Origin of the sequence: Nocardioides alpinus (genome assembly GCF_900112035.1) — a bacterium.
GTDB lineage: Bacteria > Actinomycetota > Actinomycetes > Propionibacteriales > Nocardioidaceae > Nocardioides > Nocardioides alpinus.
Window position 1 is genome coordinate 59836 of the sequence record NZ_FOKC01000004.1, and the last position, 19967, is coordinate 79802.

A 19967-nucleotide genomic window follows, 5' to 3' on the forward strand; every position below is an offset into this window, starting at 1 on the left:
GGACGGTAGGTGGTCCACGATCCCCGGGCCTGTGGAGGAGCGCCGACGGTCCGTCCCGGATCCTGTTTCGATCGGTCCATGACCACTGATGACACACCCCGGCTCCCCGGGCTCAGCGTCTCCGACACCCGATGGCTCGTCGCCGAGGCGCGGCGGGTCCTGTCCGACCTGGGCCGATCGAGCAACGTGCTCGACGGCGTCGCGCTGGAGGTCGAGGGCGGGATGACGATGGGCCTCGACAACCTCGCCCGCACGATCAGCATGATGCCGCGCAAGCGGTGGTCCCGCGCCGTGCGTGCGCAGCTCACCACCCTCGATCGCTCGAGACCCGACCACCAGCCCTCCCCCGAGGACCTCCGGGTGAAGCTGTGGCCGGAGGCACAGGGCGAGGGCCTGCTGACCTACGACGCCGTCCGACCGCTGCCCGGTCTCCTCGCCGTCGTCGCGGCGCAGGGTGACGGCTTCAGCCAGGAGTTCGGCAAGCTCGACGTCGTCGGCCTCGACCGCGACGAGGCCTACGACACTGCGCTCGGCAACGTCGCGGCACTCCCCCGCCCCCGGCACACCCGCCGCCGCGTGGACCCGGACGTCCGGAGCTCCTGGGTCGAGTTCCTCGACAGCAGCGACGCCTACGGTGCCGCGCGGATCACGGTGCTCCCCGACCTGCTGCGCACGCTGCGCATCGACTTCCCCGAGCACGGCGTGCTCGTCGCCGTGCCGACCAAGTACGAGCTCTGGGTGCACGTGCCGGTGGACGAGCACGTCCTCGACACTGCCGTGGCCATGTCATGGCTGGCGTTCCGCACGTTCGCGGAGGAGCCCTACCCCATCTGCCCGGACGTCTTCCTGGTGTCCCCGGACATGCACGCGCTCCGGGTGGTCGCACCGGACGCGCGGGGCTTCGACCTCGACGACCGGGCGTTGCTGGGCCTCGTCACAGCCATGGGCATCGACCTCGGCGAGGCCAGCTGAAGAAACGCAACGACAAGGCCTCGCCTGCGTGCGAGGCTGCTCGCGTGGACGACCCGAGCGACGCCCTCGCCGAGCACTGGGGCCTCACCCCCACCCACGTCACTCCGCTCGGCGGCGGGATGAACTCCGAGACCTGGCTGGTCGAGCACCAGGGATCGACGTACGTCGCCAAGGCGGTCGCAGGCGCGGCCGTGGCGGCCCTGCGAGCAGGCACCGAGGTAGCCACCCTGCTCGCCGCCGCCGGCCTCGTCACCGGCCGACCCGTCCCCACCCGCGAGGGCGACCTCGTCCCGACGGGGGTCGGTCTCGCTCTGCTCGAGCACGTGCCGGGTCGCGGGCTCGAGGGCGACACCGACGAGGAGCAGCGCTGGATCGCCCACACCCTGGCCGACGTGCACACTGCCGGCGACCCGTCCCCCGGCCCGAGTGCGGCCACGTTCGCCCCCGACTGGCTGGACCTCGAGATGCCCGGCGTGCGCGCGCACCCGTGGCTCACCCGGGCCATCACCGCGGCCCGGGAGCAGACCAGATCGCTGGCCCTCACCTGGTCGTTGCTGCACACAGATCCGGTCCCGGGCGCGTTCATCCACGACGACAGGACCGGCATCACCGGGCTCATCGACTGGGCCGGCGCGCGCCGCGGTCCCGTGCTCTACGACGTGGCGTCAGCGGTCATGTACCTCGGCGGGACGCAGCACGCCGCGACGTTCCTGGCGACCTACGCCGCCCACGGACCGCTCGGTACCGACGAGATGCAGCACCTCGACACGTTCCGCCGCTTCCGCGAAGCGGTGCAGGGCGTCTACTTCGCCGGCCGCATCGCCACCGACGACCTCACCGGCGTGGCGGACGCGACCGAGAACACGAAGGGGCTCGACGACGCCCGCCGCCGCCTCCGTGACCTCGGACCGGTCTAGAGGAGCCTCTTCTGGAAGTCGCCGAGCCGCGCGACCGGGCGGAAGCCCAGAGCGTCGTTGACGCCGATCATGTGCCCGTTGACCTCGGCGTTGTAGGTGGTCAGCCGGTGGATGTCCGGACGCTCGCGCTGCAGCAACCGCAGGTTGGCGACCTTGACCGCCACTCCCAGCCGGTGGCCGCGGTCCTGGCGGCGTACGAGCGTGCCCCACTGGTAGGCGCGACCGGGTTCGTGGACGGTCGTGGCGAGGTCGGTGTAGGCGACGACCTCACCGGACGCCGCGAGCGCCACGGTGTTGAACTTCGTGCGCCCCTGCCGGGCCAGGGTCTCCTCGCGCTCGCGCACCACCGCGGGGTCCACGACCTCCGCCTCGAGCTCGAGGTCACCCGTCGGCGCCTCGGTGGCCAGGGTGGAGGTGATCTCCGCCCATCCCTGGAGCAGGTCGTCGGGCACCGGACCCACCCAGGAGTGCAGCGAGTACGCCGAGTGCGCCCGTGCCGCGTCGTCGGCGAGGGCAGCCAGGACCTCCGGCGGCACCGGCAAGGAGAGCTCGCGCTGCACCTCGGTGAGCGCCAGCCCGTAGCCCCGCGCCCGGGCGAAGGACGGCCCGGATGCGCCGTCGCCGGAGGAGCCTTGCGTCGACGCCCATCCGCACAGCCCCGTGACCACGCGTCGTTCCCGAGCGGCTGCGGCTGACTCGAGCACCTCGAGCATCGCCGACCCGAGGCCGCGGCGCCGGTGCGCGGGCAGGACGTGCACCGCGACCTCGGCCAGCTCGGTGTTGTCGAGGAGGGGTGTCCGCATCCACCCGGACGCCACGACCTCGCCGTCGACGCGTCCGACCCAGCCGCCCGACCACGAGTGCGTGCTCGCCGTCTGCATGGCGGCACGGAGCTCCTCGACCTGCCACACGGTCGCGGCGTCGTCGAGGTCGTGCCGCTCGGCCGTGGCGTAGACCCGGTGCCAGCTCGCGAAGACGGCGTCGTCGTGGACGTCGAGCTCACTGACCTGCAGCTCACTCATCGCGACCGCGCCACCCGGCCCTCGTCCCACACCGGGCCGTCGGACTCGTAGACCTCGCCGTCGGCGCCGTAGACCAGGAAGCGGTCGAAGCCGCGGGCGAACCACCGGTCGTGGGTCACCGCCAGCACCGTGCCGTCGAAGGCCTCGAGACCGGCCTCGAGCGCCTCGGCCGACTGCACGTCGAGGTTGTCGGTCGGTTCGTCGAGCAGCAGCAGCGTCGCGCCGGAGAGCTCGAGCATGAGGATCTGGAAGCGCGCCTGCTGGCCGCCGCTCAGCGACTCGAACTTCTGCTCGCCGGCGTGCGCGAGCTCGTAGCGGTCGAGCACCCGGCTGGCGGCCTCGCGGCCCATCCCGTCGCGGTGGGCGTCGCCGCGGTGCAGGATCTCCAGCAGCGTGCGCCCGAGCAGCTCGGGGTGCTCGTGCGTCTGCACGAACCACCCCGGCCGCACCCGGGCGCCGAGCTTGGCGCTCCCGGTGTGCGGCACCCGGGCAGGAGGTGTGCCGACCGGCTGGTGCTCGATGTCGGGGTCGCTGCCGCCGGCGGCGAGGAGCCGCAGGAAGTGCGACTTGCCGGACCCGTTGGAGCCGAGCACGGCCACCCGCTCGCCGTACCAGACCTCCAGGTCGAAGGGCCGCATCAGCCCGGAGAGCTCGAGGTCGGTGCAGACCACGGCGCGCTTGCCGGTGCGACCGCCCTTGAGGCGCATGGTCACCTGCTGCTCGCGCGGCTGCTCCATCGGCGGCCCGGCGTCCTCGAACTTCTTCAGCCGGGTCTGTGCCGCGCGGTACTGCGAGGACATGCCGTCGTTGTACTCCGACTTGATCTTGAGCCGGAGCACGAGCGCCTTGATCTTGGCGTGCTCCTCGTCCCAGCGCCGCCGCATCTCCTCGAAGCGCTCGAAGCGGTCGCTGCGCGCCTCGTGGTAGCTCGAGAAGCCCCCCGGGTGGGTCCACACCAGGTTGCCCGCGCTGCCGAGCTCGACGGTGACGATCCGGGTGGCGGTGTTGTCGAGCAGCTCGCGGTCGTGGCTGATGAAGAGGATCGTCTTGGCCGACTCCCTGATCCGCCCCTCGAGCCAGATCTTGCCGGGCACGTCGAGGTAGTTGTCCGGCTCGTCGAGGAGGAGGACCTGGTCGGGGCCGCGGAGGAGGTACTCCAGGACCAGTCGCTTCTGCTCGCCGCCGGACAGCGTCGAGAGCAACCGGTGGCGCGCGCGGTCGAAGGGCAGTCCCATCGACGAGGTGGTGCACACGTCCCACGTCACCTCGACGTCGTACCCGCCGGCGTCGGCGTAGTCGGAGAGAGCCGTGGCGTAGGCCATCTGGGTGCGCTCGTCGTCGGTGTCCATGAGGGCCAGCTCGACGGCGTCGACCGCCTCCGCGGCAGCGCGTACGGCGGGGGGTGCGACGCTCAGCAGGAGGTCGTGGACGGTCTCGTCACCACCGCCGTGGCCCACGAACTGGCGCATCACGCCCAGGCCGCCGGAGCGGGTGACGACGCCCGCGTGGGGCGTCAGGTCGCCGGTGACGATCCGCAGCAGGGTGGTCTTGCCTGCCCCGTTGGCGCCGACGAGGGCGACCTTCTGCCCGTCGCCGACCCGGAAGCTGACGTCGTCGAGCAGCACCCGCCCGTCCGGCAGCTCGTACCGCACTCCAGCAACATCCACGTGACCCACGAGGAGTCATTGTCCACTGCCGGTGGCGGCGGCGTCTCCCCGATATCCGCCACGGGCACACGCCGGGGGGAGGACACGTGGTCTGGACCAGTCCTAGGGTGGAGGTCATGGCGTCCACCACCTCGGAAGAGCAGACCACCGTCCCCCGCTGGGGCATCATCGGCCCCGGCCTCGTCGTCGCCGCGACAGGAGTCGGCGCCGCCGACCTCGTGGCCACCCTCATCGCAGGCCAGAAGTTCGGCTACACGCTGCTGTGGTGCGTGGTCGTCGGCTGCCTGATGAAGATCGTGCTGGTCGAGGGGGCGGGCCGCTACTCGCTCTCCACCGGGAGGACGATCTTCGAGGGCTGGCGCTCGCTCGGCATCTGGACGACGTGGTACTTCGCGCCCTACATCGTGATCTGGGGCTTCGTCTACGGCGCCGCGGCGATGGCCGGCACCGGACTCGCGCTCGCCGGGCTCACGGGGGTCCTCTCCGTGACGTGGTGGGGCATCATCTCGGGCCTGATCGGTCTCGCCCTGGTCTGGACGGGCCGCTACAGCACGTTCGAGAAGGTGCTGGCCGCCCTCGTCGGGCTGATGTTCGTCACCATGGTCGGAGCCGCGCTGCTGGCCACCCCCAACATCCCGGAGCTGCTCACGGGCCTGGCTCCCCGCATCCCCGACGGCGGCCTGGTCAACACCCTTGCGCTGGCCGGCGGTGTCGGCGGCACGATCACGCTCGCGGCCTACGGCTACTGGCTGCGGGAGAAGGGCTGGTCCACGCCCTCCTACATGCGGGTCATGCGCATCGACAACACCGTCGCCTACGTCGTGACCGGACTCTTCGTGCTCGCCACCCTGGTCGTCGGCGCCGAGCTGCTCTACTCCACCAACGTCGCCATCGAGCAGGGCGACGCCGGGCTCGTCGACCTCGCCGTGGTGCTGCAGGACCGCTACGGCGAGTGGGCCGGCAAGGTCTTCCTCGTCGGGTTCTGGGCGGCCGCGATGTCGTCGCTCGTCGGCGTCTGGAACGGCGTCAGCCTGATGTTCGCCGACTTCATGACCAACGTGCGCGGCGGCACGAGCGAGGACGCGGACGCCCGCGCCGGCGGCAAGTGGTACAAGGCCTACATCCTCTGGCTGACCTTCCCGCCCATGGCGATGCTCTTCCTCGGCAAGCCGGTCTGGCTGATCCTCGCCTACGGCGTGCTCGGCGCGTTCTTCATGCCGTTCCTCGCCGTCACGCTGCTGTGGCTGCTCAACACCGACCGCACCCCGGTCGAGTGGCGCAACAAGCTGCACTCCAACGTGCTGATGGCGATCATCGCGCTGGCCTTCGTCGCACTGTGCGTCAACGAGGTGCGCAAGGCGATCGCCGGCGCGTGAGTGCGTCAGGCGCCCGTCGGGTGGCGGACCCAGACGTTGGGTTCGACGTAGACCGCGGTGCCGTGCTCGGCGTCGCACAGGACGGGCGCCAGAGCCCCCGGTACGTCGACAGGTCCGGTCGCGTCGAAGGGCAGGCCGGTCCACCCGCGCCACTCCTCGACCGTGCCGGGGATGACCATCGAGCGGGCGCAGACGCGGTCGATGCGGCCGCCCGCGCGCACGTGCACGCGCAGCCACGGGTCGACCGGAAGGCCGTCGTCGCGCGTGCGGGAGGCGTACGCCGTCATCGGCTCGCGGACGTCCGTCTTGCCGTTGGGCCGCACCGGGGCGAGCAGCTCGCTGAAGCCCAGCCGCGCAGCGTTGTCACGCAGCGCGGCGACGATCCGACCCGACAGGCCCGTGCCCTGCAGCTCGGGGACGATGGCGATCTCGACGGCCGAGCAGGCGTTCGGCTCCTCCCGCCACAGCCTCGTCAGCAGGCCGCTGCGGATCGCGAAGTCCCAGCCCGCATCCGGGAGCCCGTCGCCCTCACCGAGGACGAAGGGCACCGAGTGCGCCTTGGCGACCATCCGGCCCGCACCGTCGAGGCACACCAGGACGAACTCGGCGAACTCCTCGAGGGAGGCGTAGTAGCCGTTGCCGATCGGGTCGTGCTTCATGAACTCCGGCCACGAGGTCTCCATGTCCCAGAAGACGTCCATGAGCTCCGGGCGCTCGGCGAGGGTGACGATCTCCAGGTCCATGCCCCTCATCGTCCTCGCACCGGCAAGCGATTTCAGAGCCGTTCGGCCACCCGGCGCGCGGCCACCTGCAGGATCTCCCAGGCGGTGGCGAAGGGCGGCGCGTAGGCCAGGTCCATCCAGGCCAGGTCGTCCACCGTTCCCCCGGCCCAGAGCACCGCGGCCGCGGCATCGATCCGCTTGCCCGCGCCCTGCCCACCGACGACCTGCACGCCCAGCAGCCGGCGGGTGGCGCGATCGGCCATCACCCACAGCGCGATCGGCTCGGCCTCGGGCATGTAGCCGCTGGCGGTGGTGCCCTCGGTCAGGAGCGCGACCGGGTCGAGACCGGCCGCCACGGCATCCTTGCGGGACAGCCCGGTGCGGGCGATCTCCACGTTGACCTCGCCGAGCGAGAAGCGCGTGATCGAGGTGTCCACCATGCCGTCGAAGGCGAGCGAGCCGCCCGCCAGGCTGTCGCCCAGGGCGCGCCCGTGCTTGGTGGCATAGGTCCCGAGCGGCCGGAAGACCCACTCGTCGTCGATCCGGCGGCGCACCTCGCAGCAGTCCCCGGCAGCCCACACGTGCTCCGCGACGCGGCCGTGCGGGTCGGGTCGCAGGGCGCCGGCCTCGGTCATCTCGATCCCGGTGCCGCGCAGGAACCCGGTCGCCGGACGTACGCCGATCGCGACCACCACGAGGGCGGCCTCACGACTGCCGCCGTCCCACCGCACCCCGGTCACCCTGTCGCCGTCGGTCTCCAGGCCGGTGACCTCGGCGCCGAGCACCAGATCGACGCCGGCCTGCTCCAGGGCGGCGTTGACCCGCTCCGACATCTCGTCCTCGAGCATCGACATGCCGCGCCCACGGGTCAGCACGGTCACCGCGAAACCGCGGCGCAGTGCGGCCTCCGCGACCTCCACGCCGACGTACCCTGCGCCCACCACGACGACGCGTGTGCCCGCGTCGGCCAGCGCGAAGCGGTCGATCCACGCGGCTCCGTCGTCCAGCGTCTTGACCGCCCCGACCCCGTCGTACGTCGTCCCGTCCGGCCGCAGCGCCCAGTCGGGCACGACCGCCGGCGAGCCGGTCGCGACGACCAGCTCGTCGTACGCCACGACCTCGCCCGCATCGGTGGTGACGGTGCGCGAGGACAGGTCGGCCGCGACCACCTCGATGCCCATCCGCAGGTCGATCCTGGACTCGCGGTGGGCCTCTGCGGTCCTGGCGACGAGGTCGTCCCCGGAGTCGACGTCGCCGGCCATCCAGTAGGGGATCCCGCAGGCGCTGTAGGACGTGTGCGTGCCGCGGTCGAGCACGGTCACCGCCAGCTCACGGCCGGTGCGCTTCGCGGTGCGGAGCGCCTGGTGGGCAGCGGACATCCCGGCGGCGTCGGCCCCGACGACGACGACGCGGGCAGGACCGCTCATTCCTCGGTCTGCTTCGCCCACAGGTTGATGCCCGACTCGACCGCGTAGCGGTCGATCTCGGCACGCTCGTCCCCGGTCAGCGGCGGCGCCTCGAGGGCGTCGAGGTTGGTGTCGAGCTGCTCGACGCTCGACGCGCCGATGACCGCGCTGGTCACCCGGTCGTCGCGCAGCACCCACTGCAGGGCGAGCTGGGCGAGCTTCTGGCCCCGCTGCTCGGCGAGGGCGTTGAGACCGCGCACCCGGTCGAGCACACCGTCGTCCAGCCCGGTCATCGTCGAGTCGTCACGCGCGGCTCGGGAGTCGGCGGGAACGCCGTCGAGGTAGCGGTCGGTCAGCAGCCCCTGGGCGAGCGCGCTGAAGACGATGCAGCCCATGCCCTGCTGCTCGAGCTCGTCGAGCAGGCCGCCCTCGATCCAGCGGTTGAGCATCGAGTAGGACGGCTGGTGGATGAGCAGCGGCGTGCCGAGGTCGCGAGCGATCGTGGCGGCCTCCTGCGTCTTCACCGGGGAGTACGACGAGATGCCGGCGTAGAGGGCGCGACCCGACCGCACGGCCGTGTCGAGCGCCATCATGGTCTCCTCGACGGGCGTGTCCGGGTCGAAGCGGTGGCTGTAGAAGATGTCGACGTAGTCGAGGCCCATCCGGGCCAGCGACTGGTCGAGCGAGGCGAGGACGTACTTCCGCGAGCCGCCGCCCTGGCCGTAGGGGCCGGGCCACATGTCCCAGCCCGCCTTGGTCGAGATGATCAGCTCGTCGCGGTAGGGCTTGAAGTCCTCGGCGAGGTAGCGACCGAAGTTCTCCTCCGCGCGGCCGTAGGGCGGGCCGTAGTTGTTGGCGAGGTCGAAGTGCGTGATGCCTCGGTCGAAGGCGCGGCGCAGGATCGCCCGATGGGTCTCCTCGGGCCGGTCGGTGCCGAAGTTCTGCCACAGGCCGAGCGAGAGCGCCGGCAGCCTGAGCCCGCTGCGGCCGGACCGGCGGTAGTGCATGCCGGTCGCGTCGTCGTACCTGTCCGGGGCTGCTTCGTAGGCCATGGCCCCATCCTGCCTGCCACCACCCGGCTCAGGGAGACCCCCGGTCCGGACCGGGGTCGTCCCCGATGGCGCGATCCGGTCGATCCGCGCTCCAATGGACCATGACTCCGCTGCTGCTGGTCCCGTCCCGGGTGGGTGGCCGGATCCGCGAGGCGGCCCTGCGACTGGCGATCGCCTCGGCCCGACGGCTGCCCTCACGCGGGCGGGCCCTGTTCGAGCGCGACGGGCTCGACCCGGTGGCGGCCCTCGAGGAGAGCCGCAGCCGCGGCGACGTGGTGTCCCTGCTGCGGCTGCCCGGCACCCGCGTCTGGCTGGTCAACGGGTACGACGCCGCGCGCGTCGTGCTGGCCGACTCGGAGTCGTTCGCCAACGACGTACGCCATCTCGTGGGCCGCCAGGACCGCGCTCCCGCCGAACGGATCGGCGGGCTGGGCATGACCGACCGTCCCGACCACGACCGGCTGCGGGGGGTGCTGACGCCCCACTTCACCCGGCGTCGCCTGGCCGAGCTGCAGGACGACATCGATCGCGTCGTGGAGGCGGCCCTCGACGACCTCGCCGCCCACGGCCCCGAGGTCGACCTGGTCGCCCGCTTCGGATTCGCGGTGCCCTTCGGCGTCATCTGCGACCTGCTCGGCCTCCCCGACGTGGACCGCGAGGAGTTCCGTCGCCGGGGAGCGGCGCGCTTCGACCTGCGCGACGCGGGGTCCGGGATCCTCGACACCGCGGCCGGGACGAGGCAGTTCCTCATCGACCTCGTCGCCTCCGAGCGCCGCTCGCCGCACCTGCCCGACGGGCTCATCGCCCGCCTGGTCGCCGATCACGGCGACGACTTCGACGACGTCGAGATCGGTGGGCTGGCCGACGGCGTCTTCCTCGGCGGCTACGAGACCAGCGCGAGCATGCTCTCCCTCGGCACCTACGTGCTGTCGCGATCACCCGAGACCTGGGCGATGCTCCGCCACGGTGAGCCCGCCGAGGTGGACCGCGTCGTCGAGGAGCTGCTCCGCTACGTCTGCCCGGTGCAGATCGCCTTCCCCCGGATCGCCCGCGACGACGTCACGGTCGGCACCACCACCGTCCGGGCCGGCGACATCGTCGTGGTCTCGCTCACCGCCGCCGGCCGCGACCCCACGCACCACGTCGACCCGCAGCGCTTCGACCCCACGACCGCGAGCGCCGGCACGCTGGCCTTCGGCCACGGCCTGCACCGCTGCGTCGGCGCGGAGCTGGCCCGCATGGAGCTGCGCACCGCGCTCGTCGGACTGGCCCGGCGGTTCCCGGACCTGGAGGTCGCCTGCGACCCCGCCGACCTCCGCTTCACCGAGCTCGCGATCGTCTACGGCGTGGAGGAGCTGCCGGTGCGGCTGGGGGCCCTCCGTACCGTGGAGGGATGCCAGGCCGGTCCCGCCTCCTGATCGCCGTCGTCGCGGTCGCGGTGACGTCCGCCTGCTCGGACCCGATGACCGGGTCGTCGCCGCAGCCGCCCGCCGAGCGCCCCACGACCTCCGCAGCGACGCCGAGTCCCACCCCGACCGTCGAGCCCACCACCCCCGCCACTCCCGAGGCCACCCCGGAGCCGGAGCCGACGGGCCCCGAGCCGCGCCGCTCCCGGATGAGCATCCCCGAGCTGGGCATGCGCGACTTCCCCGTCGTGCGCTACCGCGGGTCCCCCGACGACGCACCCGGCACCGCTCTGCAGAACGCCGGCGAGATGGCCTCACCACGCGGTCCGCGGGGCGGCGTCGGGCCGGGCGAGATCGGCAACTTCATCGTCACCGGCCACCGGCGCACCGGCACCGCTCCCCTGCGCGACTCGCCCTCGCTGCGCCGCGGTGACCGGATCCGGGTCCGCAGCGGGGACACGGTGTTCGTCTACGAGGTACGCCGCACCCGCTGGACCTCGTTCCGCGAACCGGCCTCCCTGCGCGCACAGCGGGCGCCCGTGCCAGGTCGTCCCGGCGAGAGCGCCACCCGCGCGATGATCACGCTCTCCACCTGCGCGACCCTCGAGGACCACGCGGTCGGCAACTACTGGTCCGACGAGTTCGACAACCCCGAGCACCGCATCGACAAGATCGGCGTGCTCGTGGCGACGCGACCGGCCTGAGCAGCCGGCTCGTCCGGCCGACTATCCCTGCTGGCCGCGACGGGTCTCCAGCACCCGGAAGCCCTTGCTGCTGGCGAGCCGCTGGGTCGGCCAGCCCTGATCGGTCAACCAGCGCTGCATCGAGTCGCCGCCCAGGTTCTTGCCCATCACCATGACCATCCGGCCGGCAGGTGAGAGCCGGGGCAGCCAGGTGAGCAACAGCTCGCGCAGCGCCTCCTTGCCGATGCGGATCGGCGGGTTGGACCAGATCTCGTCGAAGACCTGGTCGCCCGGCACCTGCTCGGGCGTGCAGGCCACGAAGCGGGAGTCCAGCCCGGCGGCGCGGGCGTTGTCGTTGGCCAGCAGCAGCGCCCGCTCGTTGACGTCGACCCCGATCACCGACGCCAGCGGGACGGCGCGCGCGATCGCCAGGCCGATCACCCCGTAGCCGCACCCGAGGTCGAGGAACTGCCCCTGCACCGGCGGCTCGAGCTCACGGAAGAGGACCGCCGTCGCGTGGTCGAGGTGGCCGCGGCTGAAGACGCCGGACCCGGAGTCGAGGACCAGGTCGTGCCCCCACAGCTCGGCGGTGAAGCGCTCCCGCTCGAACGGGACGCTCGGGTCGGCGGAGAAGTAGTGCTCAGGCATCGATCGCCTCTCGTCGGGCGCGGGTGCGTGCGGACTGGGCGGCCATCTCGGCCTCGTCGGGGTAGCCGACCTCCTCGAGCGTGAGTCCGTGCGGACGTACGACGTGCACGCCGCCGTCGCGCCGTCGACCGGCCATCACCTCGGCCGGCCACCCGACCTGCTGACGTCCCTCGCCGACCGCGATCAGGCTGCCGACGAGGGCGCGCACCATGTTGTGGCAGAAGGCGTCGGCCCGGACCGTGCCGACGACGACACCCCGCTCGTCGCGGGTCCAGGCCAGGTCGAGCAGCGTCCGCACGGTCGTCGCCCCCTCGCGCTGCTTGCAGAAGGCGGCGAAATCCTGGAGCCCGACCAGCGGCACCGAGGCGGCGTTCATGGCGTCGAGGTCCAGCGTGCGCCCCCAGGTGAGCACGTGCCCGCGCAGCAGCGGGTCGGCCAGCTCCTGCGCGTCGACGATCCGGTAGGCGTAGCGGCGCCAGGTCGCGGAGAAACGCGCGTCGAACCCGGGCGGCGCCTCCGTCACCCGGCGTACGCGCAGGTCGCTCGGCAGGATCCCGTCGACGCGTCGCGCGAGGGTCTCGAGCACCGGCTCGGACCGTCGTCCGCCCGATGCGGCGACGATCTCGCGATCGACGTCGAGGTGGGCGACCTGGCCGCGGGCGTGCACGCCGGAGTCGGTCCGGCCGGCCACCGTGACGCGCGGCCGGGGCAGGCGCAGGGCCGTGGACAGCGCAGCCTCGAGCGTGGCCTGGACGGTCCGCAGGCCGGGCTGGGTGGCCCACCCGGAGAAGTCGGTGCCGTCATAGGCACAGTCGATCCGCAGGCGCACGGGGCGATCCTAGTTCTCGGCGAAGTGATGCACCCGGACGGGTTCAGTGCCTACGCTGGTCACGTCATGACACCTGCCCGTCACCTCCCCCGCCCACTGGCCCTGCTCCTGGTCGCACCGCTGCTGTCGGCGACCCTGACCGCGCTGCCGGCCCCGCACGCCACGGCAGCGCTCGCAGCAGCCACCGCCGACGTGGACACGGACGGAGACGGACTGCCGGACACCGGAGACGGCTGTCCCACCGTGTCCTCGCCGAACCCGACCGGGTGCCCGACCGTCACGCGCAGGGCGCGACTGACGTGGGTGAAGGCCGACCAGCGCCTCGAGGCACGGGTCACGTCGCCGGTCACCGCCTGCTCGGCCCGCGCCCGGATCGTCCTGTGGCGGGTCCGCCCCCACCGCGACTTCAAGATCTCTGCCGTGACGGCGACCTACAGCGGGAAGCGGCGCTTCACGGTCCACCGTGGCGCGAGCTACTACGTGACGGTGTCCCCGTCCTACAGCGCCGGTGTGGCCGAGTGCACCAAGGCCACCTCGCGGACGGTGCTCGCGCCGCGCGGCTGACCACTCCGGGTGGCCATTGTTCAACCAAATGGTTGACAACCGCGCCCACCCGTCCTACCTTTATTCAACCGACCAGTTGAAGAAGGTGCTCCGTGACCGACCAGCTCTCCCGCGTCTTCGCCGCGCTCGCCGACCCCACCCGACGCGACATGGTGGCCCGCCTGACCGAGGCCGACCACACGGTGAACGACCTGGCGGCGCCTTACGACGTCAGCCTGCAGGCCGTCTCCAAGCACCTCAAGGTGCTCGAGGAGGCCGGCCTGGTCAGCCGTACCCGGGAGGCGCAGCGCCGTCCGGTGCACCTGGAGGCCGAGGTGTTCGACCTGATGACGAAGTGGATCGAGCGCTACCGCCGTCGGGCAGAGGAGCGCTTCGCAGCGCTCGACGCCGTGCTCGCGCAGATGCAGGACGACAGCCCCAACCGTGACCAGAGCTCCACACCCACCACGCAGGAAGGAACCGCATCATGACCACCACGCAGATCCCCGACGCCACGACCCGCTACCCCGAGGCCGCGATCCTGGCTGACGAGCACGTGCCGGCCGTCCACATCTGGCGCGACTTCGACGCGACCCCCGAGCAGATGATGCGCGCCCACACGGAGGCCGACCTGTTCGCGCAGTGGATCGGCCCCGACTCGCTCGCCACGCACATCGACGAGTGGACGTGCCGCACCAACGGCGCCTACCGCTACGTGGCGCGCCGTGGCGACGAGGAGTACGCCTTCCGCGGCACCTTCCCGTTCGTCGGCGACACCAAGATCATCCAGACGTTCACCTGGGAGGGCATGCCGGAGGCGATCGCCCTCGAGACGGTGACGTTCGAGGACCTCGGCGACGGACGTACGCGGCTGCACGCCTTCTCCCTCTGCGACTCCTTCGAGGGACGCGACCAGATGCTCGCCAGCGGCATGGAGACCGGCATCCACGAGGGCTACGCCAAGCTCGACGCGCTGCTCGCGCAGGGCTCCGTGTGATGGCACTCCCCGACGCCCCGGCCGCCCGCCACGCGGTGGTGACCGGGGAGTTCTCCCGGGTCGTGGCGGGCACGACCGACTGGTCCGCGCCCGCCCCCGTCGACGGGTGGACCGCCCGCGACGTCGTGGACCACCTCGTCGGCTGGTTCCCGGGATTCCTGGCCGCCGGTGGTGTCGAGCTGCCGTCCGGACCCTCGGTCGGTGACGACCCGGGCGCCGCCTGGCAGCACCAGGCCCGGGCCGTGCAGGACCTGGTCGACACCCGGGGCGACGAGTCGTTCACGCACCCCTACGCCGGCACCCACCGGCTGGCCGACGCCGTGGACCGGTTCTACACCGCCGACGTCTTCATGCACTCCTGGGACCTGGCCCGTGCCAGCGGCCAGGACGCCCGTCTCGACGAGGACTTCGCCGGCGACCTGCTCGGCGGGATGGCGCAGATGGAGGGCGTGCTGCGCAGCTCGGGACAGTACGGCGCCCCGGTGGCCGTGGCCGCCGACGCCCCGGTGGTGGACCGGCTGATGGGCTTCATCGGCCGCGACCCCGCGTGGACTCCCCCAGCCTGAGGCTCGGCCCGCCTCGTAGGGTCGGGGCATGAGGCTCGGATCATGAGGTACGTCGTCCACGGCGCCGGCGCGGTCGGCGGCACCATCGGCGGTCGCCTGCACCTCGCGGGCCTCCCCGTCACACTGGTGGCCCGCCGGGCGCACCTCGAGGCGATCCGCTCGGCGGGCGGGTTGGTGCTCGACGCCGGCGACGGCCGGCACCTCATCGACGCGCCGGTCGCGGGCACCGCCGCGGAGGTCGACTGGACCGACGACACCGTCGTGGTGCTCGCGGTGAAGTCGCACCAGGCCCCTGCCGCGCTCGCCGACCTGCGCGAGCACGCTCCCCCCGGCGTGGCGGTGGTCTGTGCCACCAACGGGATCGCGACGGAGGTCGCCGCCCTGCGGTTCTTCGCGAGGACGTACGCCGTCTGCGTGATGCTGCCCGCCACCCACCTCGAGCCCGGCGTGGTCGTCGCGGCCTGCCACCCCACCCCGGCGATCCTCGACATCGGCCGCATCCCGGGCGGCACGGACGCGACCACCGCTGCCGTCGCCACCGACCTGCGCGCGGCCGGCATCGCCTCGGAGGAACGCGGCGACATCCTCGCGTGGAAGCGGCGCAAGCTCCTGATGAACCTCGGCAACGGCGTCGACGCGTCCTTCGCCCAGGGCGAGGCCGCCGACCGGCTCGCCGAGCACGCCGTGGCTGAGGGCGAGCGCGTCCTCGCCGCTGCGGGGGTCTCCCTGGCCACCGCGGACGAGGACACCGCGCGGCGCGGTTCGATCCTCCAGCGCCGACCCGGCCTCGAGCGGCGCGGGGGCTCCACCTGGCAGAGCCTGAGCCGCGGCACCGGCGACTCGGAGATCGACTACCTCGCCGGTGAGATCGTCCTGCAGGGCCGGTTGCACGGCGTCCCCACCCCGGTCAACGAGGCCGTCGTCGCTGCGACCCGCCGCCTGGCGTACGCCGGCAGCGCGCCCCGCAGCCTCGACGCAGCGGACGTCCTCGCCTCCCTCTGACGCACGCGCGCCGGGCGGGCGTACGCCGCGTGGGAGGGCCCAGCAACGCACGAGGCCCGCCACCCCAGCGGGGTGACGGGCCTCGAGATGGTGCGTGGATCAGGCCTTGGACTCGTCCTCGGCCGCCTCAGCAGCAGCCTCGTGCTCAGCGGCAGCGGCTTCGTGCTCCTCGGCGGCAGCCTCGTGCTCAGCAGCAGCGGCCTCGTGCTCAGCAGCGGCGGTGCCGTCCGTGGACTCCTCGGTCTCGACGACCTCGTCCTCGGCAGCCGGCGCAGGAGCGGCAGCAGCCTCGGTCTTCTTGGTCGAGGCAGCCTTGGGGCTGTAGGCCTCGGTCACCAGCTCGATGATCGCCATGGGGGCGTTGTCGCCCTTGCGGGGGCCGATCTTGGTGATGCGCGTGTAGCCACCGGGGCGCTCCGAGAAGGTCGGGGCGATCTCGGTGAACAGCGTGTGGACGACCGACTTGTCGCGGACGGTCTTGAGGACCTCGCGACGGTTGTGCAGGTCGCCGCGCTTGGCCTTGGTGATCAGCTTCTCCGCGAGCGGGCGCAGCATGCGCGCACGGGTCTCGGTGGTGGTGATCCGGCCGTGCTCGAACAGGGCGGTCGCCAGGTTCGAGAGCATCAGCTTCTGGTGGGCAGCGCTTCCGCCGAGGCGCTTGCCCTTCATGGGCTTGGGCATGTGGTGCCTTCCTTCTCTCGGGCCGTGTCAGGTACCCGGGTAGACGACCGGCCTCGGATGGAGGGAGGCCGGTCGATTTGGGAGCAGTGCTGGTTAGAGCTGCTCGTCCTCGATGAACGCGTCGTCGTCGTCGTCGCCGTAGGCGGCGAGGGCGGCGTGCGGGTCGAAGCCGGGTGCGCTGTCCTTGAGCGAGAGACCCATCTCGACGAGCTTGGCCTTCACCTCGTCGATGGACTTGGCACCGAAGTTGCGGATGTCGAGCAGGTCCTGCTCCGAGCGCGAGATGAGCTCACCCACGGTGTGGATGCCCTCGCGCTTGAGGCAGTTGTAGCTGCGGACCGTGAGCTGCAGGTCCTCGACGGGGAGGGCCAGGTCGGCGGCCAGCTGCTCGTCGACGGGCGACGGGCCGATGTCGATGCCCTCGGCCTCGACGTTGAGCTCACGCGCCAGGCCGAAGAGCTCGACGAGCGTCTTGCCGGCCGAGGCGATCGCGTCGCGGGGACGGATCGACGGCTTGGTCTCGACGTCGATGACGAGCTTGTCGAAGTCGGTGCGCTGCTCGACACGGGTGGCCTCGACCTTGTAGGTCACCTTCAGCACGGGGCTGTAGATCGAGTCGACCGGCATCCGGCCGATCTCGTTGTCGGCGCCCTTGTTCTGCACTGCGGAGACGTAGCCACGGCCACGCTCGACGACGAGCTCCATCTCCAGCTTGCCCTTGTCGGACAGCGTGGCGAGCTTGAGCTCGGGGTTGTGGACCTCGACCCCGGCGGGCGGGGTGATGTCGGCAGCGGTGACGTCACCGGCACCGGACTTGCGCAGGTACATCACGACCGGCTCGTCGTGCTCCGAGGAGACGACGATGCCCTTGAGGTTGAGGATGATCTCGGTCATGTCCTCGGTGACGCCCTCGATGGTCGAGAACTCGTGGAGGACGGAGTCCACCTTGATGCTGGTGACCGAGGCACCCGGGATGGAGCTGAGGAGCGTACGACGCAGCGAGTTGCCGAGCGTGTAGCCGAAGCCGGGCTCGAGGGGCTCGATGACGAACCGCGAGCGGAACTCGTCGACGGTCTCTTCCGTGAGGGTCGGGCGCTGAGCAATGAGCACGGAGTTTTTCCTTTCCGGATCCACCCACTATTTGACGGATCCGAACATGAGGTTGTGGTGGAAGAGGGGGCGTCGGTGGCCGCCCGTGAGGGACGGCCACCGACAGGGAGTCACTTCTTGGAGTAGTACTCCACGATGAGCTGCTCCTGGACCGGGACGTCGATCTGGGCCCGGATCGGAACCTGGTGGACGAGGATGCGCATCCGGCTGGGGATGGCCTCGAGCCACGCAGGAACGTGGCGCTCGCCGTGGGTCTCGCGAGCCACGATGAGCGGCGTCAGCTCGAGCGACTTCTCGCGCACGTCGATGATGTCGTGGTCGCTGACCTGGAAGGACGGGATGTCGACCTTCTTGCCGTTGACCAGGAAGTGGCCGTGCACGACGAGCTGGCGGGCCTGGCGACGCGTACGCGCGAAACCGGCGCGGTAGACGACGTTGTCGAGGCGGCACTCGAGGAGCTGCAGCAGGTTGTCACCGGTCTTGCCCTGGCGACGGCTGGCTTCCTTGTAGTAGCGGACGAACTGCTTCTCCATCACGCCGTAGGTGAAACGAGCCTTCTGCTTCTCGCGGAGCTGCAGCAGGTACTCGGACTCCTTGATGCGACCGCGGCCGTGCTGGCCGGGAGCGTAGGGACGCTTCTCGAAGGCGGCGTCGCCGCCGACGAGGTCGACACCGAGACGGCGCGACTTGCGGGTCATGGGGCCGGTGTAGCGGGCCATGTCAGTCTCTCTTTCTCAGTCTCGGGTCAGACGCGGCGGCGCTTGGGAGGCCGGCATCCGTTGTGGGGGGTGGGCGTGACGTCCTGGATGGTGCCGACCTCGAGGCCGATGGCACCCAGCGAACGGATCGCGGTCTCGCGGCCCGACCCCGGACCCTTGACGAAGACGTCGATCTTCTTCATGCCGTGGTCCATGGCGCGACGGCCGGCGGCCTCCGCAGCCATCTGCGCGGCGAAGGGGGTGGACTTGCGCGAGCCCTTGAAGCCGACGGTGCCGGCAGAGGCCCACGAGATCACGGCGCCCGTGGGGTCCGTGATGGTGACGATGGTGTTGTTGAACGTGCTCTTGATGTGGGCTTCGCCCTGAGCGACGTTCTTCTTCTCCTTGCGGCGGACCTTGGTCGCGCGGCTCTTGGGAGGCATTCACTAACTCCTGATGAGGTCTGGTCTGGAAGCTTGCGGAGGGACTGAGGTGATCAGCGCTGAACCCGAGGGGGGGCGCAGATCACTTCGCCTTCTTCTTGCCGGCAACGGTGCGCTTGGGGCCCTTGCGGGTGCGCGCATTGGTCTTGGTGCGCTGACCGCGGACCGGGAGGCCCATGCGGTGGCGGCGACCCTGGTAGCTGCCGATCTCGATCTTGCGGCGGATGTCCGCCTGGACCTCACGTCGGAGGTCACCCTCGATCTTGAAGTTGGCTTCGATCTCGTCACGAAGCTTGACCAGCTCCTCGTCACCGAGCGTGTGGACCCGAGCGTTCGGGTCGACGCCGGTGGCAGCCAGGAGCTGCTGGGAGCGGGTACGGCCGATGCCGTAGATGTAGGTGAGCGCGATCTCGATGCGCTTGTCGCGCGGGAGGTCGACACCAACGAGGCGTGCCATGTGGCGATTCCTTGTCTGTTCTTGCCTTGGTTTCTGGTCGTGTCGCGTCTCATCCCGCCTCGGGTGAGCTCCGGCCAAAGCGCCGGAGGTGATTTCGGTCAGGGAGTCCGGGGACTCACGGCCTAGCGATCACGTTGTGTGTAGTTGTGTTGCTGTTCGGTCCTGCTGAGGTCCAAGCCCGCTTGCCGCAAGCGGCTGCGCGGCTCGCTCGGTCGCTGTGCCCGGGCTCCGCCCGGTCTCAGCGACCTCACATCACCCTTGCCGCTGCTTGTGGCGGGGGTTCTCGCAGATGACCATGACGCGTCCGTGACGGCGGATGACCTTGCACTTGTCACAGATGGCCTTGACGCTGGGGTTGACCTTCATGTCAACGCCTTTCTTGCTACGTAGCGAGGCTCGCTACTCGGCTGGCTGCTTGCGCAGATGGTGATCTCGCAAGCTCGATCACTTACTTGTAGCGGTAGACGATCCGACCTCGCGTGAGGTCGTACGGCGAGAGCTCCACCACGACCCGGTCCTCGGGGAGGATCCGGATGTAGTGCTGGCGCATCTTGCCGCTGATGTGGGCGAGCACCTTGTGCCCGTTGGCCAGCTCCACGCGGAACATGGCGTTGGGAAGGGCCTCCACGACGGTGCCCTCGATCTCGATCACGCCTTCTTTCTTCGGCATGTCCTCCACAATCTGTTGCAGTGCTGTTTGATGATGCTCGTTGTCTACCGTCGACCCGGGAACCGCCCGGCACCCGCGAGCGGGAGTCCGGTGGACCTCG

The 19967-nt window shown here is 71.2% G+C and carries 24 protein-coding genes; 10 read left to right on the forward strand and 14 right to left on the reverse strand.

Features of this window, described 5'->3' with window-relative positions:
* The first annotated feature begins 78 nt into the window (after positions 1 to 78).
* On the forward strand, positions 79 to 972 hold the full coding sequence (locus BM127_RS22255; RefSeq protein ID WP_157829540.1) for a DUF1444 domain-containing protein: 894 nt from the start codon (positions 79 to 81) through the stop codon (positions 970 to 972).
* A 44-nt stretch (positions 973 to 1016) separates the two neighbouring features.
* Positions 1017 to 1889 carry a phosphotransferase enzyme family protein gene (locus tag BM127_RS10105; RefSeq protein ID WP_157829541.1) on the forward strand — a complete coding sequence of 291 codons (873 nt, stop codon included), beginning with the start codon at positions 1017 to 1019 and terminating at the stop codon, positions 1887 to 1889.
* On the opposite strand, the gene BM127_RS10110 is transcribed toward BM127_RS10105, so the two are convergent.
* Together BM127_RS10110 and BM127_RS10115 are read right to left on the reverse strand one after the other, a co-directional pair.
* On the reverse strand, positions 1886 to 2911 hold the full coding sequence (locus tag BM127_RS10110) for a GNAT family N-acetyltransferase (RefSeq protein WP_091198725.1): 1026 nt from the start codon (positions 2909 to 2911) through the stop codon (positions 1886 to 1888). The two genes, BM127_RS10105 and BM127_RS10110, sit on opposite strands and share 4 nt — an antisense overlap.
* Positions 2908 to 4587 carry an ABC-F family ATP-binding cassette domain-containing protein gene (locus BM127_RS10115; RefSeq protein ID WP_091198181.1) on the reverse strand — a complete coding sequence of 560 codons (1680 nt, stop codon included), beginning with the start codon at positions 4585 to 4587 and terminating at the stop codon, positions 2908 to 2910. The genes BM127_RS10110 and BM127_RS10115 overlap by 4 nt, the downstream gene beginning before the upstream one ends.
* Before the next feature lie 107 nt (positions 4588 to 4694).
* Between BM127_RS10115 and BM127_RS10120 the strand changes: the two genes are divergently transcribed.
* The gene (locus BM127_RS10120; RefSeq protein WP_091198727.1) at positions 4695 to 5954 is read left to right on the forward strand and encodes an Nramp family divalent metal transporter; all 1260 of its coding nucleotides are present in this window, start codon (positions 4695 to 4697) and stop codon (positions 5952 to 5954) included.
* Between the two features lie 5 nt (positions 5955 to 5959).
* On the opposite strand, the gene BM127_RS10125 is transcribed toward BM127_RS10120, so the two are convergent.
* Genes BM127_RS10125 through mgrA form a run of 3 tightly spaced genes read right to left on the reverse strand, consistent with a single transcriptional unit; the run spans position 5960 to position 9134 of the window.
* Complete coding sequence (locus tag BM127_RS10125; RefSeq protein WP_091198184.1) at positions 5960 to 6697, reverse strand: N-acetyltransferase; 738 nt, start codon at positions 6695 to 6697, stop codon at positions 5960 to 5962.
* Positions 6698 to 6729: 32 nt separating this feature from the next.
* A complete protein-coding gene (locus BM127_RS10130; RefSeq protein WP_091198187.1) occupies positions 6730 to 8103 on the reverse strand; it encodes an FAD-dependent oxidoreductase in 1374 nt (457 codons plus the stop codon).
* Positions 8100 to 9134 carry an L-glyceraldehyde 3-phosphate reductase gene (gene mgrA, locus BM127_RS10135; RefSeq protein ID WP_091198190.1) on the reverse strand — a complete coding sequence of 345 codons (1035 nt, stop codon included), beginning with the start codon at positions 9132 to 9134 and terminating at the stop codon, positions 8100 to 8102. Before mgrA ends, BM127_RS10130 begins: the two co-directional genes overlap by 4 nt.
* A gap of 101 nt (positions 9135 to 9235) precedes the next feature.
* Here mgrA and BM127_RS10140 point away from each other — a divergent pair, with 101 nt between their 5' ends.
* Both BM127_RS10140 and BM127_RS10145 read left to right on the forward strand, forming a co-directional pair.
* Positions 9236 to 10552: a cytochrome P450 gene (locus BM127_RS10140; protein WP_101228804.1), complete on the forward strand. Its 1317-nt coding sequence runs from the start codon at positions 9236 to 9238 to the stop codon at positions 10550 to 10552.
* Positions 10528 to 11244, forward strand: coding sequence for a class E sortase (locus tag BM127_RS10145; RefSeq protein ID WP_231263204.1), 717 nt, complete (start codon positions 10528 to 10530; stop codon positions 11242 to 11244). The genes BM127_RS10140 and BM127_RS10145 overlap by 25 nt, the downstream gene beginning before the upstream one ends.
* A 21-nt stretch (positions 11245 to 11265) precedes the next feature.
* On the opposite strand, the gene BM127_RS10150 is transcribed toward BM127_RS10145, so the two are convergent.
* Both BM127_RS10150 and truA read right to left on the reverse strand, forming a co-directional pair.
* Positions 11266 to 11871, reverse strand: coding sequence for a class I SAM-dependent methyltransferase (locus BM127_RS10150; RefSeq protein WP_091198197.1), 606 nt, complete (start codon positions 11869 to 11871; stop codon positions 11266 to 11268).
* On the reverse strand, positions 11864 to 12700 hold the full coding sequence (gene truA / locus BM127_RS10155) for a tRNA pseudouridine(38-40) synthase TruA (protein ID WP_091198200.1): 837 nt from the start codon (positions 12698 to 12700) through the stop codon (positions 11864 to 11866). The genes BM127_RS10150 and truA overlap by 8 nt, the downstream gene beginning before the upstream one ends.
* Positions 12701 to 12766: 66 nt before the next feature.
* On the opposite strand from truA, the gene BM127_RS10160 reads away from it, so the two are divergent.
* The 5 genes from BM127_RS10160 (at position 12767) to BM127_RS10180 (ending at position 15808) form a co-directional block, all read left to right on the forward strand.
* A complete protein-coding gene (locus tag BM127_RS10160; RefSeq protein WP_091198203.1) occupies positions 12767 to 13264 on the forward strand; it encodes a thrombospondin type 3 repeat-containing protein in 498 nt (165 codons plus the stop codon).
* A 92-nt stretch (positions 13265 to 13356) separates the two neighbouring features.
* Positions 13357 to 13734: an ArsR/SmtB family transcription factor gene (locus tag BM127_RS10165; RefSeq protein WP_091198205.1), complete on the forward strand. Its 378-nt coding sequence runs from the start codon at positions 13357 to 13359 to the stop codon at positions 13732 to 13734.
* Positions 13731 to 14240: an SRPBCC domain-containing protein gene (locus tag BM127_RS10170; RefSeq protein ID WP_091198208.1), complete on the forward strand. Its 510-nt coding sequence runs from the start codon at positions 13731 to 13733 to the stop codon at positions 14238 to 14240. The genes BM127_RS10165 and BM127_RS10170 overlap by 4 nt, the downstream gene beginning before the upstream one ends.
* On the forward strand, positions 14240 to 14806 hold the full coding sequence (locus tag BM127_RS10175; protein WP_091198211.1) for a TIGR03086 family metal-binding protein: 567 nt from the start codon (positions 14240 to 14242) through the stop codon (positions 14804 to 14806). Before BM127_RS10170 ends, BM127_RS10175 begins: the two co-directional genes overlap by 1 nt.
* A 42-nt stretch (positions 14807 to 14848) precedes the next feature.
* Complete coding sequence (locus tag BM127_RS10180) at positions 14849 to 15808, forward strand: ketopantoate reductase family protein (RefSeq protein WP_091198214.1); 960 nt, start codon at positions 14849 to 14851, stop codon at positions 15806 to 15808.
* Positions 15809 to 15907: 99 nt separating this feature from the next.
* Here the strand turns inward: BM127_RS10180 and rplQ are convergent, their stop codons facing one another.
* The 7 genes from rplQ to infA all read right to left on the reverse strand — a co-directional run bounded on the left by rplQ (position 15908) and on the right by infA (position 19867).
* Complete coding sequence (rplQ, locus tag BM127_RS10185) at positions 15908 to 16489, reverse strand: 50S ribosomal protein L17 (RefSeq protein ID WP_091198217.1); 582 nt, start codon at positions 16487 to 16489, stop codon at positions 15908 to 15910.
* A gap of 93 nt (positions 16490 to 16582) precedes the next feature.
* The gene (locus BM127_RS10190) at positions 16583 to 17599 is read right to left on the reverse strand and encodes a DNA-directed RNA polymerase subunit alpha (protein WP_091198220.1); all 1017 of its coding nucleotides are present in this window, start codon (positions 17597 to 17599) and stop codon (positions 16583 to 16585) included.
* A 110-nt stretch (positions 17600 to 17709) separates the two neighbouring features.
* Positions 17710 to 18318 (reverse strand): 30S ribosomal protein S4, encoded by a 609-nt coding sequence (gene rpsD / locus BM127_RS10195; RefSeq protein WP_091198223.1) that lies wholly within the window; start codon positions 18316 to 18318, stop codon positions 17710 to 17712.
* A gap of 26 nt (positions 18319 to 18344) precedes the next feature.
* Positions 18345 to 18740: a 30S ribosomal protein S11 gene (gene rpsK / locus BM127_RS10200; RefSeq protein ID WP_056906616.1), complete on the reverse strand. Its 396-nt coding sequence runs from the start codon at positions 18738 to 18740 to the stop codon at positions 18345 to 18347.
* 82 nt (positions 18741 to 18822) lie between these two features.
* Complete coding sequence (gene rpsM, locus BM127_RS10205) at positions 18823 to 19197, reverse strand: 30S ribosomal protein S13 (RefSeq protein WP_036490072.1); 375 nt, start codon at positions 19195 to 19197, stop codon at positions 18823 to 18825.
* 252 nt (positions 19198 to 19449) lie between these two features.
* Complete coding sequence (gene rpmJ, locus BM127_RS10210) at positions 19450 to 19563, reverse strand: 50S ribosomal protein L36 (protein WP_038272979.1); 114 nt, start codon at positions 19561 to 19563, stop codon at positions 19450 to 19452.
* Positions 19564 to 19645: 82 nt separating this feature from the next.
* Entirely contained in the window at positions 19646 to 19867 is a 222-nt protein-coding gene (gene infA, locus BM127_RS10215; RefSeq protein WP_056599768.1) for a translation initiation factor IF-1, read from the reverse strand.
* Positions 19868 to 19967: the final 100 nt, after the last annotated feature.

Coding starts and splice junctions, on each gene's coding strand:
- BM127_RS22255 (WP_157829540.1), top strand. CDS start 79: ATGACCACTGATGACACACCCCGGCTCCCCGGGCTCAGCGTCTCCGAC.
- BM127_RS10110 (WP_091198725.1), bottom strand. CDS start 2,911: ATGAGTGAGCTGCAGGTCAGTGAGCTCGACGTCCACGACGACGCCGTC.
- BM127_RS10120 (WP_091198727.1), top strand. CDS start 4,695: ATGGCGTCCACCACCTCGGAAGAGCAGACCACCGTCCCCCGCTGGGGC.
- BM127_RS10125 (WP_091198184.1), bottom strand. CDS start 6,697: ATGGACCTGGAGATCGTCACCCTCGCCGAGCGCCCGGAGCTCATGGAC.
- BM127_RS10130 (WP_091198187.1), bottom strand. CDS start 8,103: ATGAGCGGTCCTGCCCGCGTCGTCGTCGTCGGGGCCGACGCCGCCGGG.
- mgrA (WP_091198190.1), bottom strand. CDS start 9,134: ATGGCCTACGAAGCAGCCCCGGACAGGTACGACGACGCGACCGGCATG.
- BM127_RS10140 (WP_101228804.1), top strand. CDS start 9,236: ATGACTCCGCTGCTGCTGGTCCCGTCCCGGGTGGGTGGCCGGATCCGC.
- BM127_RS10145 (WP_231263204.1), top strand. CDS start 10,528: ATGCCAGGCCGGTCCCGCCTCCTGATCGCCGTCGTCGCGGTCGCGGTG.
- BM127_RS10150 (WP_091198197.1), bottom strand. CDS start 11,871: ATGCCTGAGCACTACTTCTCCGCCGACCCGAGCGTCCCGTTCGAGCGG.
- BM127_RS10160 (WP_091198203.1), top strand. CDS start 12,767: ATGACACCTGCCCGTCACCTCCCCCGCCCACTGGCCCTGCTCCTGGTC.
- BM127_RS10170 (WP_091198208.1), top strand. CDS start 13,731: ATGACCACCACGCAGATCCCCGACGCCACGACCCGCTACCCCGAGGCC.
- BM127_RS10175 (WP_091198211.1), top strand. CDS start 14,240: ATGGCACTCCCCGACGCCCCGGCCGCCCGCCACGCGGTGGTGACCGGG.
- BM127_RS10180 (WP_091198214.1), top strand. CDS start 14,849: ATGAGGTACGTCGTCCACGGCGCCGGCGCGGTCGGCGGCACCATCGGC.
- rplQ (WP_091198217.1), bottom strand. CDS start 16,489: ATGCCCAAGCCCATGAAGGGCAAGCGCCTCGGCGGAAGCGCTGCCCAC.
- rpsD (WP_091198223.1), bottom strand. CDS start 18,318: ATGGCCCGCTACACCGGCCCCATGACCCGCAAGTCGCGCCGTCTCGGT.
- rpsK (WP_056906616.1), bottom strand. CDS start 18,740: ATGCCTCCCAAGAGCCGCGCGACCAAGGTCCGCCGCAAGGAGAAGAAG.
- rpsM (WP_036490072.1), bottom strand. CDS start 19,197: ATGGCACGCCTCGTTGGTGTCGACCTCCCGCGCGACAAGCGCATCGAG.
- rpmJ (WP_038272979.1), bottom strand. CDS start 19,563: ATGAAGGTCAACCCCAGCGTCAAGGCCATCTGTGACAAGTGCAAGGTC.
- infA (WP_056599768.1), bottom strand. CDS start 19,867: ATGCCGAAGAAAGAAGGCGTGATCGAGATCGAGGGCACCGTCGTGGAG.